This window comes from Candidatus Thiothrix sulfatifontis, from assembly GCA_022828425.1.
GTDB lineage: Bacteria > Pseudomonadota > Gammaproteobacteria > Thiotrichales > Thiotrichaceae > Thiothrix > Thiothrix sulfatifontis.
Genome location: CP094685.1, coordinates 1,648,851 through 1,663,007, shown reverse-complemented (window position 1 = coordinate 1,663,007; position 14,157 = coordinate 1,648,851). Strand labels below are relative to the sequence as shown.

Sequence of the window (14,157 nt, the reverse complement as noted above, 5' to 3'; positions counted from 1 at the left end):
CTTCAGCCCGACATCTTCTCTAATGTCTAGCCCGGCGGCCAGCTCAACGCTCGCCCTGCCAACAAATGCAAATGAATGTGGAACACGCTTTGCCCCGCGTCCGCCCCGCAATTCATCACCACGCGGTAGCCTTCATCCGCGTAACCCGCATCCGCCGCAATTTTCTTCGCCGCCAAATATAACTTGCCGACCAATGCCGCGTCTTCGGGCTGAATGTCGTTGATCATCGCAATGTGTTTGCGCGGAATAATCAGCACATGCAGCGGCGCTTGCGGGTTAATGTCATAAAACGCGATGACATCCTCATCTTCATACGCCAGCTTTGCCGGAATGTCACCCGCGACAATGCGGCAGAATAAACAGTTGCTCATCAGTATTTTCTCCGTCCTTCAAAGGCGTGGGACAGCGTGCCGCTATCGACGTATTCGAGTTCGCTGCCCATCGGTACGCCGTGCGCAATGCGTGACGCGGGAATGCCGCGTTTCACCGCCAGTTCGCTGATGTAATGTGCGGTGACTTCGCCCTCCACCGTCGGGTTGGTGGCAAGGATCAGCTCTTGCACTTCGCATTCATCCAACCGCGCTTCCAACACATCCAGCCCGATGTCTTCAGGACCGATGCCATCCAACGGCGACAAGCGCCCGCCCAACACGAAATAGTAGCCGCGATAGCCGGTTGCTTGTTCCACCGCCACCACATCAGAGGGGTGCTCCACCACGCACAACAATTGCGGTTGCCGCGCCGGATTCGCGCAAATGCGGCAGGTGTCGTGTTCGGTGAGGGTGCGGCAACGCGAACAATGCTTGATGTCACGCATTGCCCGCCCCATCACATCCGCCAGCCGTTCACCGCTGCGACGATCATTTTCCAACAAATGGAACGCCATGCGCTGCGCGGTGCGCGAACCGATACCGGGCAGGCAGCGCAACGCATCCACCAATTCTTTCAGCAGCGAGGATTCGCTCATGCTTAAAACGGCATCTTAAAGCCGGGAGGCATCGGCATCCCCGCCGTCACTCCAGCCATGCGCTCGCTCGATACTTCTTCGAGTTTGTGGACAGCATCGTTGAAAGCAGCAGTGATCAAATCTTCGATCATGTCTTTGTCATCTGCAAACAGGCTAGGGTCAATGTTGACGCGCTTGCATTCGTGCTTGCCGGTAATCACCACGGAAACCAAGCCGCCACCGGATTGCCCCGTGACTTCCATCGCCGCAATTTCAGCCTGCGCTTTCTGCATGTTTTCCTGCATTTTTTGCGCCTGCTTCATCAGGCCGCCAATTCCAGCTTTACCCATCATGGTGTGTATGTCCTCATTGTGTTCAATAGGTAGCAGTTTACTACACTAAGGGGCATTTGTGCGCGGGCGGATGCTGCCCGGTACGATAACTGCGCCAAAGGCTTCCTGTAATTGCTGCACGAACGGATCGTTGTTAATCGCTGCTTCGGCTGCCTGCTGCTGTTCCGCCGCTTCGCGCAGAGTACGTTTTTCCGGGGTTTCTTCGCTTACGGCACTAACGTGAAAATTTAACTTGAGCGAACGCCCGTAATGTTTTGCCAACGCCGCTGCCAATTGCGCTTCGGCAGATTCACTTTGCAGGGTTGCGCCACTTTCATCCAGCAACAACGTAATTTGATCGTCGGTAACGCTCTCCAGCAAACAATGTTGCGCTAGAGGCAGCGCCATGCCGGAAAGGTTGAGTTGGGGGTAGATTGTGTGCCAATCGTCATTCCCCGCTTCAACTACAATTTTTTTTTTCTCGACCTGTGTCGAGTTTACCGAATCCTGTGTTTTGCCATCATCCAGCCGGAACGCCAACATTCGCAACAGCAGCATTTCAAACCCGCCACGCGGATCGGGCGCTAACGGCAAGTCACGCCGCCCATACAACGCCATCTGGTAATACAGTTGCACATCCGCCGGAGACAGCAATTTCGCCATCTGCGCAATGTCCGCATCCGCTGCATCGGCTGGCACCACTTGCTGCACTGCTATGCTATGCAACAACGCAATGAAACCATCTGCCGCCGCCGTAAAATCGGTGGTGAGTTGCGCCATTTGCTCCACCGTTGCCAACATCCGCGCACCATCATCATCGGCGACGGCTTGTAACAAGGCGAGTAAATGCTCGTGAGGCAACAAGCCCAGCATATCCTGCACCTCGTCTTCACTCACCGCCCCGCCACCGGCAACAATGGCCTGATCAGTCAGGCTCAGCGCATCGCGCATACTGCCATCTGCCGCTCGTGCCAGTAAGCGCAACGCACTCTCGCTGAAGGGGATATTTTCCTGTTCCAGCACATTCGCCAGATGCCCGCTGATCATATCCACCGGCATCCGCTTCAAATTGAATTGCAGACAGCGTGACAAAATCGTGACCGGCAATTTCTGCGGATCAGTGGTGGCAAACAGGAATTTGACGTGCGGCGGCGGCTCTTCCAGCGTTTTCAATAACGCATTGAAGCTATGACCGGAGAGCATGTGAACTTCGTCGATCAGGTAAATCTTGAAACGCCCACGGGTCGGCGCGTATTGCACATTGTCCAGCAAATCGCGGGTATCTTCGACCTTGGTGCGGGAAGCCGCATCGACTTCGATCAGGTCAACGTGACGGCCTTCCGCAATTTCACGGCAACTGCGGCATTCCCCACACGGTTTGGCGGTAACACCCGTTTCGCAGTTGAGGCATTTGGCAAAAATTCGCGCAAGCGTCGTCTTCCCTACCCCGCGCGTGCCAGTGAACAAATAGGCATGATGCAGCCGTTGCTTGCCATCATCACCTTCCAAGGCGTTCATCAAAGCTCGCAATACGTGCGCCTGACCCACCATTTGCTGGAAGTCTTGAGGCCGCCATTTTCGTGCAAGAACTTGATAACTCATGAGGTATTCGTAGAATTTTAGAGTGGTGGCAGCCTGCACCAGCCACATCCCGGCGCCCGAATCAGTAGCTGTTGCTGCTCCCTTCCGGGCCTGACAAGGTTCACCACTTATCGTCGCGGGAGAACCCATGCAGGCCACCATTGCGAAGAACGTGGAATTATGAACGAATTGCCTGCTAACAACAAGGCATTTACGCAAGCGTCAGCAAACCCACGCCATTCATAGAAATTTCATTGCTTAATCGGAAACGATTGACTATAAACATTGCTGGTAATTATTTATCCCTGTTGAGTGTACTTAAGAGAAATGCCCATGACGATCCGCAAGATTCTTATTGCTGACGATTCCAACACTGAGCGTCTACACCTTACACACATTCTCGAATCCGCCGGTTATCAAGTGGTAGCGGCGCAATCTGGCAATGAAGCGAAAATCTTAGCCGAAAGCCAGCACCCTGATTTGATTCTGTTGGATATTATTATGGATGACGGTGACGGTTATCAGGCGTGCCGTGCGATCAAACGCAACCCAGCGACGCAAGACATTCCCATTATTATGGTATCGAGCAAATCCAACCCCGTGGACAAGCAATGGGCGCAAAAGTTGGGTGCAAGCAATTACATCGTCAAACCCTACACAGATGCGGACGTACTCGCCCAAGTAGCCGCATTGTAACAATGTCTTATCACCAATGATGTGTCAAACAATAACAACAGCCGATAATAATGAGGAATAAACAGGTGGAAATAACCGCTGATACAGTTGAAAACCGATTTTGTTATTGCATAGGTACGCACACGCTGCTATTGGAAAGCGTGATCCGAGCAGAAGTGCTGACGGATCAAATCAATTACCCGATGCCCTTTGCACCGGCATGGTGTGCAGGACTCATCAGCCTGCGCGGTGATTTGGTGCCGATCATTGATATGCACCAAGTGGTGCAAGGTCAAACGTATCAGGGCAAACCGCAATTGCTACTCATACAGCACCCTCAATTTCCCCCCATCGCTTTAACGTGCGACGGCTATCCTCGCTCGCTGAAATTAATGGCTGCGGATTTGACCCCACAGACAGAAGATAACCTGCCAAGTTGGATTCCCCACACCCTGCACCACCAAGGCATTCGTTTACTGGCCGCTGACCATGGCAAATTATTGCGGCATATCCAGCGTACACAAGGAAGTTAAACCCACCGTAACCCAACAAGGAGGAGTTAAGTATGAAAAACAACAACAAACCCCTATTATTCACAATATTATTCAGTCTGTTTTTTACTGGCATTCCTGTAAATGTCCAAGCTGAAGATGGCGTGACTGCCACTGAAATCACCATCGGCGGCGTCATGGATTTGGAAGGGCATTCCAGCGGCCTAGGTTCAGGCATGAAAGCAGGCATTGAAGCCGCGCTAAGCAATCAAACCGTGGCGGGGCGCAAAGTTCGCATCATTGTGGAAAACGATTCTTACACCCCGGATAAAGCTGTCGCTGCCACCGAAAAACTCATAGCACAAAAAGTCATGTTGTTTGCCGGTAATGTCGGCACGCCCACCGCGCAAGTTGTATTGCCGTTGCTAGAGCAACAAAAAATTCCAGCAGTAGGTTTCTTCACCGGAGCGGGCTTACTACGCCCTGGACAAGGTGACATTATTAACTTCCGTGCCAGCTATGTGCAGGAAACCAAAGCTGTTATTGATGCAGCACTGCAACAAGGCGTTAAGCCCAACGAAGTGTGCGCTTATGTGCAAAATGACGCTTATGGCATGGCAGGTGTCGCCGGTATTCGTTCAGCCCTGCAAAAAAGTTCAGGAGTTGATACTATTCTCACCGCGTTAGATAAGATCATCGCGGCAAGTGGCACCGAACCGGAACGTAACAATTTAGGGCCAGTAGGCGTTTACACGCGTAACACGTTCATTGCGCGTGATGGTTACGACTCGCTTAAAGCGTGGGAACAACAAGGCAGCGCCTGCAAGCTTGTGGTCACTGTCGGCACGTATGAAGCGGTTGCCCGCTTCATTGCGTATGCACGCAGTAAAAATGAACCGTGGATCTTCAGTGCGGTATCCTTCACCGGAGCCGACGATTTCCGCAAAACATTGAACAAATTTAATACGAGTGACCGTATCATTATGACCCAAGTAGTGCCATTGCCGGAAAGCGACCTGCTCATTGTGCAAGAAGCCCGCACAGCACTCGGTAAAAATTACGGTTATGTGTCACAAGAAGGTTATATTGTGGGTAAATTACTGTTGCACGGCTTGAGGCAATTGGAGACCGATGAAAAAACAATCAATCGTGCCAATTTGCTCGCCGCGTTTAGAGGCAAACAGTTTGATCTCGGCGGCTTAGCAATGGATTTTAGCAATGACAACCAAGGCTCTGATTTGGTTGTCATGACACGCCACACCAATGATAAATGGCTGGCCATGCAAGATAACACTTGGCGTGACTGGCTCAACCAACAACAAAAATCACCAACGAAAGATTAAGCGAGGCAGATTACTATGGTCACTCCGGCAAAGAAACGCGCCAGTTTTCTGAGCAACTTATCCGTTGCTCGCCGCATTTATGCACTGATTCTGGTTCCATTAGCCATTCTATTCATCACAGGTATTTTCGCCATTATCGCGTTGAACCAAAACCGCTCCGCACTGGAAGACATCAACCTCCGCGTAGTGGCGATCGACAAAGGCAACAAAGTTATTCGCCGAATGCAACGCGATTACGCGGTTCTGCTGCACGAAGTTCAAATCGGTAGCCGCACTTGGGACGACGGGCGCAAAACCATGGACAAGCTCAAAGCTGACCTCAGCAGCAGCATTTTGCCCAATTATAAAACCGTGAAAGCGGCAAGTATGCAAGATGCGCAAACCCTGAAAGTTTTTAAAGAAGCCGATAACTTACTCGCTGCCATCGACAAAGTTAGCGAACTGCTTAAAACCGAAGACCGAGGCAAGCTGGAACTGTACCTGCAAAACGACATCAACACCGATACCGGACCGCTGCGTGACGACCTTCACGACGAAATAGAGCGTGACATCAAGCAAGTAGAAGAAGCCTTCGTCAGTGCACAAAACAATGTTGGTATCTTTTTGATTACCAGTATCGCCCTGATTTTGTTCGGAACATTGATTGCTGCTGCGTTAGGCTTCTTTATTTACAAATCCATTGCGGATTCGATTGAACAGCTCATTAGCACCATGCGTAAAATTTCCGAAGGTGATTTGAATGCCCGTGTAGAACTTGAAGGCAAAAACGAATTAGCCGAACTCGGACAAAACTTCGACCAAATGATCGAAGACCGTATCACCACCCAAGCGCGTATCGACCAAGAAAACCAACAGCTTAACCAATCAGTGGGTTCATTGTTGAATGCGGTATTTGACCTAAGCGAACGCGATCTGACTGTTCGCGCCAAAGTTACCGAAGACGCAACCGGCCCGCTGGCGGATGCGATTAACCAGCTTGCCGAAGACACCGCCGACGTCCTTAAACAAGTACGCGACGTCGCCACGTCGGTCGAGACCACTTCGCAAGACGTTAATCATTACGCGCTATCGGTCAACAAACTGGCACAATTGGAACAATCTGAAGCGGAAGAAACCACCGCGCAATTGGGCAATATTTTACAACGTTTGGATAGCATTGCCGCTTTTGCGCAGCACGCTAATCAGGTTGCGGACACCACCTCCAGCACCACCCGTAACGCGCAACAAGCCGTATCGCGCAGTATGGAAAACATCACCAATATCCGTGATACCGTGCAAGAAACCGGCAAACGCTTGAAACGCCTCGGTGAACGTTCCCAGGAAATCAGCCAAATCATCGACTTCATCAACAACCTCTCCGAACGCACTACCGTACTGGCACTCAACGCCAGTATGCAGGCCACGGCTGCGGGTGACGCCGGACGCGGGTTCTCGATGATCGCCGAAGAAATCCAACGTTTGGCGGAAAGCTCGCGGGATTCCACCAACCAGATTTCCACCTTGGTTCGCAATATTCAACAAGAAGCCAACACCACCATCGCCACGATGGATAACACCATCGCGCAAGTAGTCAACGGCTCAACACTGGCCAGCGAAGCCGCACAACAAATGCAAGCCACGCTTGAGGCGACTAACCAACTGGTTGCTTCGGTCGAAAAAATTGCTGAATCTTCAGCCGAACAGGTCGCCATCAGTAAATCGCTGCAAACCCGCGCGGAACGCATCGTGGAAGCCACGCAATCCACGGGTAAAGAACTGCTCTCCCTCACCGGATTGACCAAGAACATGGCGGAATACGGGCAACGTCTGGTGAAATCGGTTAACGTTTTCAAACTGGATGCGTAAGCCATGGATGATGTCAGCGCCTTTGCCGAAGTACTGGAAGATGTTGCCCTGCAACTCTCCAGCCTCAATCCGCTTGCGGAAGAGCCAGCAGAAATTGCCGCGACTGCTGCCACCATAGTTGCCGAATACCAACGCTTGTCTGAAGCTGCCCGTCAGTACGGCATGGCGGGTGTGGCACAAACCGCAGAGTGGATACACGATCTGCTGCTTAGCTATCAGGAAATGTTACCGGAAGCCATCCTCGAATTGCTGCAAGGCGGGCAATTGTTCGGCTGGATCGAACTGGGTGCTTTTGCCCTGCGCGAGCCAGAAGATCACTCGCATTTGCCTGCAATTGCCGCAGAGTTAATGAATGAGGCTTGGCCAGAACCGCCCACGCCGGATATTTTGGAAAACTTGCTAGTTAATTTGCGCGTTAATACCCTGCAACCAGCGCCTGTTGAAGAAGAAACCGTCGCCACGGTTATGGCTATTGATGCAACGATACCAAGCAACGCCATCGCACAAAATCCACTGGCTTGGGATGCTGACATTCACCCCGAATTATTGGAAGCCTATTTACAAGAAACGCCGGGGCAAATCGCCGAAGCCGCCCGCTTGATTCACCTGATTTCCCAAGGTGACAATACCTCAGAACAAAAACGTCATGCGGCACGTCTGGCGCATACGGTCAAAGGAGCCAGTGGCGTCGTCGGTGTCAAGGCGATTGCTGCCTTCACACATCGATTGGAAGATATTCTCGAACTCGACATTAACCCGCATTTATCCAATGGTCTAGGCGCAACCTTAGCCGCTTGCGCTGATTGCCTCGAAACCCTGTTCGACCATTTGCAAGAACACAAACCGCTGCCGGACGAATACCACAGCTTGCTTGCAGAAATGGATGCGTGGGAATTACGCCTTGCCGAAGCAACACCAACAGAAGCCGCCGAGCCTGATGTTTCCGAACTGTTGCCGTCAACACCGCTGATTCTGCCCGATTTCATCACCCAATCGGGTTTAACCATCGACGATGAAACCAGCACAAACAACACGCTCAATGCCGAAGTGCCGCGTAGCAGCGCCACCCATTTGAGTGTGCCGCTGGAAACCGTACAACGCTTGCTCAACTTGGCAGGGGAATTAATCACCTCCACCAGTCAAATTGCCGAACAAGCACAACACACCTTGGCATTTGGCAAACAACTCCAACAGCAAGACGAACGCATTCGCCAGATGCTAGAAGAACTCAGTGAAACCATCGACCAGCAATCCAGCAATTTGCACTCGCCATCCACTTATCAGTCTTTTACAACCTTGAATCAGGCAGACGGTTTTGACCAATTGGAATTGGAAGCTTATAACGACTTACACAGCGCCTCCAATTTGCTCACCGAATCCATTGCCGATAACCGTGAATTAACCCGCAATCTGCAACAGCAAATTCGCCAAATTTCGGAACAGGTTTATCAGCAACAACGCCTGCAACGGCAACTCAGTGAAACCATTTTGCGCACCCGTCTCATTCCGGTGCAATCCATCGTCACACGCCTAGAACGTACCGTGCGGGAAACGTGCCGCCGCACCGACAAGCAAGCCAACATCAGCATCATCGGGCAAAACTTGCAAGTGGATACCGACATCTTGCAAGGGCTGAACGCCCCTCTGTTGCACATGTTGCGCAACGCAGTTGACCACGGTATCGAAACACCCGAAGCACGCCAAGCCGCAGGCAAATCGCCAGAAGGTCAAATTGAGCTGCGTTTTGAACAAAAAGGCAATCAGATTCACCTCACCTTGAGCGATGATGGGCAAGGCTTAAACCCTGAGCAAATCCGGGCGCGGGCTATCGAACGCGGCATGATTAAACCGGATAGCAAACTCAGCGAATCTGATATTTTACGCCTGATCCTGCAACCGGGCTTCACCACCCGCGATCAAGTCAGCGATATCTCAGGGCGCGGCGTGGGCATGGATGTGGTGCAAACTGCTGTCGAAGACCTGCAAGGCTTGCTGCATATCAGCAGCCAAATAGGGCAAGGCACGACCATTCACATCCAAGTTCCGCTGACGCTGATTGCCACTAATGCCTTATTGGTACGTGCAGGCAATCATTTAGTCGCCATTCCCAGCAATACCATTCAACAACTGCTTTATGTTGCCATCGATCAATACCGATTTGAAGGTGAAAACTGGTTTATTCAACACCAAGAGCAATCGCTGGAAGTGCTGCAACTGGCGCAATTACTCGGCTGGCAAGCACCTGCAACTGACTTACGCAAAGGCCATTCACTCTTGATCATTGCCAGTGAGCAGAAAAGTTATGCGCTGTATGTCGACGAAATTCAACAACCGCGTGACATCGTGGTCAAAAGTCTCGCGCCTTGGCTAAACTTAGCTCAAGGCGTCAGCGGTGCTTGTACTCTAGCCAATGGTGCAGTTGCGCCAGTATTAGACGTACTGCGCATCTTGCGTCATCTGGAAAGCGGTCAGCTCACCTTAAAAAGTCATGACACGCTCAACACCAACAAAACGGCACAACGTGCCCGCATCCTAATCGTTGACGATTCACTCAGCAACCGTAAGTCGCTTAGCCTCATGGTGGAACAAATGGGGCATCAAGCCATGACCGCTGTTGATGGCCTCGAAGCACTGCAACACTTGCATGAACATACGATAGAGCTGGTGTTGACCGACTTGGAAATGCCGCGCATGAATGGCTTAGAAATGACCCAAGCCATCCGCATCTGGCCTGAAAAACGCCACTTGCCAATTGTTATGATCACCTCGCGTGGCACGCAAAAGCACCGCAATATGGCACAACAAGCGGGAGTCGATGCTTACCTCACTAAGCCGGTTGACTACGACACCCTGCACAAACAATTACAGCGCTGGCTGCAAACACAACTTGTGGCCTGACTAAAGAGAGAACCCCATGCTTATCACAACAAAAGAAACAATCGGCATTTGTTTATTTGAGCTTCCCGAGAAAGATCAGACAGTTATTCAACGTGTTGTCACATTCGGGGCTTCGCAGGGCAAACATTACAACTTGCAACCCAACATCACGTATTCTGAAATTGTAATCACATTGGATGAAGTAGAGCTACCTAACAGTGCCGCTGTGCATATCCGTATTGGTGAATCGGATCTACCGTATGACATTTTATTGCAGCGCCCACTATTAGTGACTCGTGTTATGCGAGCTCTTGATGATGCCGCACAATTACTTAAGTCACGCCCCGCGATTACCGAAGCAACTCCAGAAATACTCGTACAGGAAATACCCGCTCCAACAGTGGTTGTGCCAGAAAATGGGACTGAACCAGTAGAAACTTACCATTATACCGCACTCGTCGTCGACGATAGTGCAGCCATTCGCAAACAGTTAGAGCTGGAGCTACGTCACGCCAATATTGCAGCAGAATTTGCGGAAACAGGTGAAGAGGCTTTGGAAAAGTCAGCGCAAAAGCAGTATGACTTGGTATTCTTGGATGTCATTATGCCCGGTATTGATGGCTACGAAGTCTGCCGCAAAATGCGTTCTAGCAAAACCATGAAAAAAACCCCAATCATCATGCTAAGTGGCAAAACCTCGCCATTGGATGAAGTTCAAGGAGTTATTGCTGGCGCATCCACATACTTGACCAAACCCGTTCAACATGAACAGTTTCAACAGACATTAAAACGTGTGTCTAAATGGCTCACAAACTTTGCCCGCTGAAGCGGGCATTTTTTATGGTATCGTATTTCACAAATCACAGGCATAAAAAAAGCCCCGCAACGGAAACCGTTAACGGGGCTTTTAGGAATGATGCTTGGCGTTGACCTACTCTCACATGGGGAGACCCCACACTACCATCGGCGATGCTGCGTTTCACTTCTGAGTTCGGGATGGGATCAGGTGGTTCCACAGCTCTATGGACACCAAGCAAACTGGCAAGGTTGGGAAGGGAATGCCTAGGCAGCCTTCTCGACCTAATCTGGAAAAATATCAAGTGATACGCAATACTGAGGTCTGACAGTTGCCTGTCTTCGATGTATATATCTCTAGTAGACCGTTTTGGGTTATAGGATCAAGCCTCACGGGCAATTAGTACTGGTTAGCTGCATACATTACTGCACTTCCACACCCAGCCTATCAACGTCGTAGTCTCCAACGGCCCTTTAGGACCCTCAAGGGGTCAGGGAGATCTCATCTTGGGAGGGGCTTCCCGCTTAGATGCTTTCAGCGGTTATCCCGTCCGAACATAGCTACCCTGCAATGCCACTGGCGTGACAACAGGAACACCAGAGGTTCGTCCAACCCGGTCCTCTCGTACTAAGGTCAGCTTCCCTCAAATCTCCAACGCCCACGGCAGATAGGGACCGAACTGTCTCACGACGTTCTGAACCCAGCTCGCGTACCACTTTAAATGGCGAACAGCCATACCCTTGGGACCTGCTTCAGCCCCAGGATGTGATGAGCCGACATCGAGGTGCCAAACTCCCCCGTCGATATGGACTCTTGGGAGGAATCAGCCTGTTATCCCCGGAGTACCTTTTATCCGTTGAGCGATGGCCCTTCCATTCAGAGCCACCGGATCACTAAGACCTACTTTCGTACCTGCTCGACTTGTCTGTCTCGCAGTCAAGCGTGCTTATGCCTTTACACAAACCTCACGATTTCCGACCGTGATTAGCACACCTTCGCGCTCCTCCGTTACTCTTTAGGAGGAGACCGCCCCAGTCAAACTACCCACCATGTATTGTCCCCGGCATTGTGATGCCTGGGTTAGAACTCCGAACATACCAGGGTGGTATTTCAAGGACGACTCCACCAGAACTGGCGTTCCGGTTTCATAGTCTCCCACCTATCCTACACAAGTAGGTTCAAAGTTCAATACAAAGCTATAGTAAAGGTTCACGGGGTCTTTCCGTCTAGCCGCGGGTACACTGCATCTTCACAGCGATTTCAATTTCACTGAGTCTCGGATGGAGACAGTGCCGCCATCGTTACGCCATTCGTGCAGGTCGGAACTTACCCGACAAGGAATTTCGCTACCTTAGGACCGTTATAGTTACGGCCGCCGTTTACCGGGGCTTCGATCAAGAGCTTCGCTTGCGCTAACCCCATCAATTAACCTTCCGGCACCGGGCAGGCGTCACACCCTATACGTCCTCTTTCGAGTTTGCAGAGTGCTGTGTTTTTGATAAACAGTCGCAGCGGCCTGGTCTCTGCGGCCCGCTTGCGCGGGCGTACCTTCTCCCGAAGTTACGGTACCATTTTGCCTAGTTCCTTCATCCGAGTTCTCTCAAGCGCCTTGGAATTCTCATCCAGCCCACCTGTGTCGGTTTGGGGTACGGTTAATTTATACCTGAAGCTTAGAGGCTTTTCTTGGAAGCATGGCATCGAACACTTCAGTACCGTGGTACCTCGTCGTCACGCCTCAGCATTAAGATCCCGGATTTGCCTAAGATCTCTGCCTAAACGCTTAAACAACCATCCAATAGGTTGCTGTCCTAGCCTTCTCCGTCCCCCCATCGCAGTATAAATTAGTACAGGAATATTGACCTGTTTCCCATCGACTACGCATTTCTGCCTCGCCTTAGGGGCCGACTAACCCTGCGCCGATTAACGTTGCGCAGGAAACCTTGGGCTTTCGGCGGACGGGTTTTTCACCCGTCTTGTCGTTACTTATGTCAGCATTCGCACTTCTGATACCTCCAGCAAACTTTCCAGTTCACCTTCACAGGCGTACAGAACGCTCCTCTACCACTTGCTTACGCAAGTCCGCAGCTTCGGTGTGTGGCTTAAGCCCCGTTGAATCTTCCGCGCAGGCCGACTCGACCAGTGAGCTATTACGCTTTCTTTAAAGGATGGCTGCTTCTAAGCCAACCTCCTGGCTGTCTGTGCCTTCCCACATCGTTTCCCACTGAGCCACAACTTGGGGACCTTAGCTGGCGGTCTGGGTTGTTTCCCTTTTGACAACGGACGTTAGCACCCGCTGTCTGTCTCCCGTGCTCGCACTTCCTAGTATTCGGAGTTTGCAATGGGTTGGTAAGCCGGTCAGGGCCCCCTAGCCATAACAGTGCTCTACCCCTAGGAGTGATACACGAGGCGCTACCTAAATAGCTTTCGAGGAGAACCAGCTATCTCCGAGCTTGATTAGCCTTTCACTCCTATCCACAGCTCATCCCCTACCTTTTCAACGGGAGTGGGTTCGGTCCTCCAGTACCTGTTACGGCACCTTCAACCTGGCCATGGATAGATCGCTCGGTTTCGGGTCTACTCCCAGCGACTGAACGCCCTGTTCAGACTCGCTTTCGCTACGCCTCCCCTATCGGTTAAGCTTGCCACTGAAAGTAAGTCGCTGACCCATTATACAAAAGGTACGCAGTCACCCCGTAGGGCTCCCACTGCTTGTACGTACACGGTTTCAGGTTCTATTTCACTCCCTTCACCAGGGTTCTTTTCGCCTTTCCCTCACGGTACTGGTTCACTATCGGTCAGTCAGGAGTATTTAGCCTTGGAGGATGGTCCCCCCATCTTCAGACAGGATTTCACGTGTCCCGCCCTACTTAATGTGTCCTTAAAGCATTTTCGTGTACGGGGCTATCACCCGGTATCGCTGGCCTTTCCATACCATTCCACTAACACTAAAAGATTCGGCTGCTCCCCGTTCGCTCGCCGCTACTGGGGGAATCTCGGTTGATTTCTTTTCCTACAGGTACTTAGATGTTTCAGTTCCCTGCGTTCGCCTTCCTTTCGGAATACCACAAAAGTGGTGGGTTTCCCCATTCGGAAATCTACGGGTCAATGCCAATTTGCAGGCTAACCGTAGCTTATCGCATGCTATAACGTCCTTCATCGCCTCTGACTGCCAAGGCATCCACCGTGTACGCTTAGTCACTTGATCCTATAACCCGAAACAGTCTACTACCTTTTGTGCAGTAAACTTGGGTTACAGAGTGTCTATAATCTC

10 protein-coding genes, 2 rRNA genes and 1 other RNA gene are annotated in these 14,157 nt (G+C 51.3%); 6 read left to right on the top strand and 7 right to left on the bottom strand.

All coding sequences use genetic code 11. From position 1 onward, the window contains the following. Nucleotides 1-26: 26 nt before the first annotated feature. The 5 genes from L3K52_08675 to ffs form a co-directional block, all read right to left on the bottom strand. Nucleotides 27-371 (bottom strand): histidine triad nucleotide-binding protein, encoded by a 345-nt coding sequence (locus L3K52_08675; GenBank protein ID UOG93779.1) that lies wholly within the window; start codon nt 369-371, stop codon nt 27-29. Further along, complete coding sequence (gene recR, locus L3K52_08670; GenBank protein ID UOG93778.1) at nt 371-967, bottom strand: recombination mediator RecR; 597 nt, start codon at nt 965-967, stop codon at nt 371-373. The genes L3K52_08675 and recR overlap by 1 nt, the downstream gene beginning before the upstream one ends. 2 nt (nt 968-969) lie before the next feature. Next, nucleotides 970-1,296, bottom strand: coding sequence for a YbaB/EbfC family nucleoid-associated protein (locus tag L3K52_08665; GenBank protein UOG93985.1), 327 nt, complete (start codon nt 1,294-1,296; stop codon nt 970-972). Between the two features lie 48 nt (nt 1,297-1,344). Further along, entirely contained in the window at nt 1,345-2,880 is a 1,536-nt protein-coding gene (gene dnaX / locus L3K52_08660) for a DNA polymerase III subunit gamma/tau (protein UOG93777.1), read from the bottom strand. Nucleotides 2,881-2,913: 33 nt separating this feature from the next. Then, an RNA gene (gene ffs, locus L3K52_08655) (signal recognition particle sRNA small type) lies at nt 2,914-3,010 on the bottom strand. 182 nt (nt 3,011-3,192) lie between these two features. On the opposite strand from ffs, the gene L3K52_08650 reads away from it, so the two are divergent. From L3K52_08650 to L3K52_08625, 6 genes are all read left to right on the top strand, one after another. Then, nucleotides 3,193-3,555 (top strand): response regulator, encoded by a 363-nt coding sequence (locus L3K52_08650; GenBank protein UOG93776.1) that lies wholly within the window; start codon nt 3,193-3,195, stop codon nt 3,553-3,555. Nucleotides 3,556-3,620: 65 nt separating this feature from the next. Then, nucleotides 3,621-4,067, top strand: coding sequence for a chemotaxis protein CheW (locus tag L3K52_08645; GenBank protein ID UOG93775.1), 447 nt, complete (start codon nt 3,621-3,623; stop codon nt 4,065-4,067). 32 nt (nt 4,068-4,099) lie between these two features. After that, nucleotides 4,100-5,368, top strand: coding sequence for an ABC transporter substrate-binding protein (locus L3K52_08640; protein UOG93774.1), 1,269 nt, complete (start codon nt 4,100-4,102; stop codon nt 5,366-5,368). A 15-nt stretch (nt 5,369-5,383) separates the two neighbouring features. After that, on the top strand, nt 5,384-7,213 hold the full coding sequence (locus L3K52_08635; protein ID UOG93773.1) for a methyl-accepting chemotaxis protein: 1,830 nt from the start codon (nt 5,384-5,386) through the stop codon (nt 7,211-7,213). 3 nt (nt 7,214-7,216) lie between these two features. Beyond that, on the top strand, nt 7,217-10,111 hold the full coding sequence (locus L3K52_08630) for a response regulator (protein UOG93772.1): 2,895 nt from the start codon (nt 7,217-7,219) through the stop codon (nt 10,109-10,111). Nucleotides 10,112-10,127: 16 nt separating this feature from the next. After that, the gene (locus L3K52_08625; GenBank protein UOG93771.1) at nt 10,128-10,916 is read left to right on the top strand and encodes a response regulator; all 789 of its coding nucleotides are present in this window, start codon (nt 10,128-10,130) and stop codon (nt 10,914-10,916) included. Between the two features lie 92 nt (nt 10,917-11,008). Here L3K52_08625 and rrf read toward each other — a convergent pair. Both rrf and L3K52_08615 read right to left on the bottom strand, forming a co-directional pair. Continuing rightward, nucleotides 11,009-11,124, bottom strand: a 5S ribosomal RNA gene (rrf, locus tag L3K52_08620). Nucleotides 11,125-11,264: 140 nt separating this feature from the next. Further along, a 23S ribosomal RNA gene (locus tag L3K52_08615) occupies nt 11,265-14,091 on the bottom strand. Nucleotides 14,092-14,157: the final 66 nt, after the last annotated feature.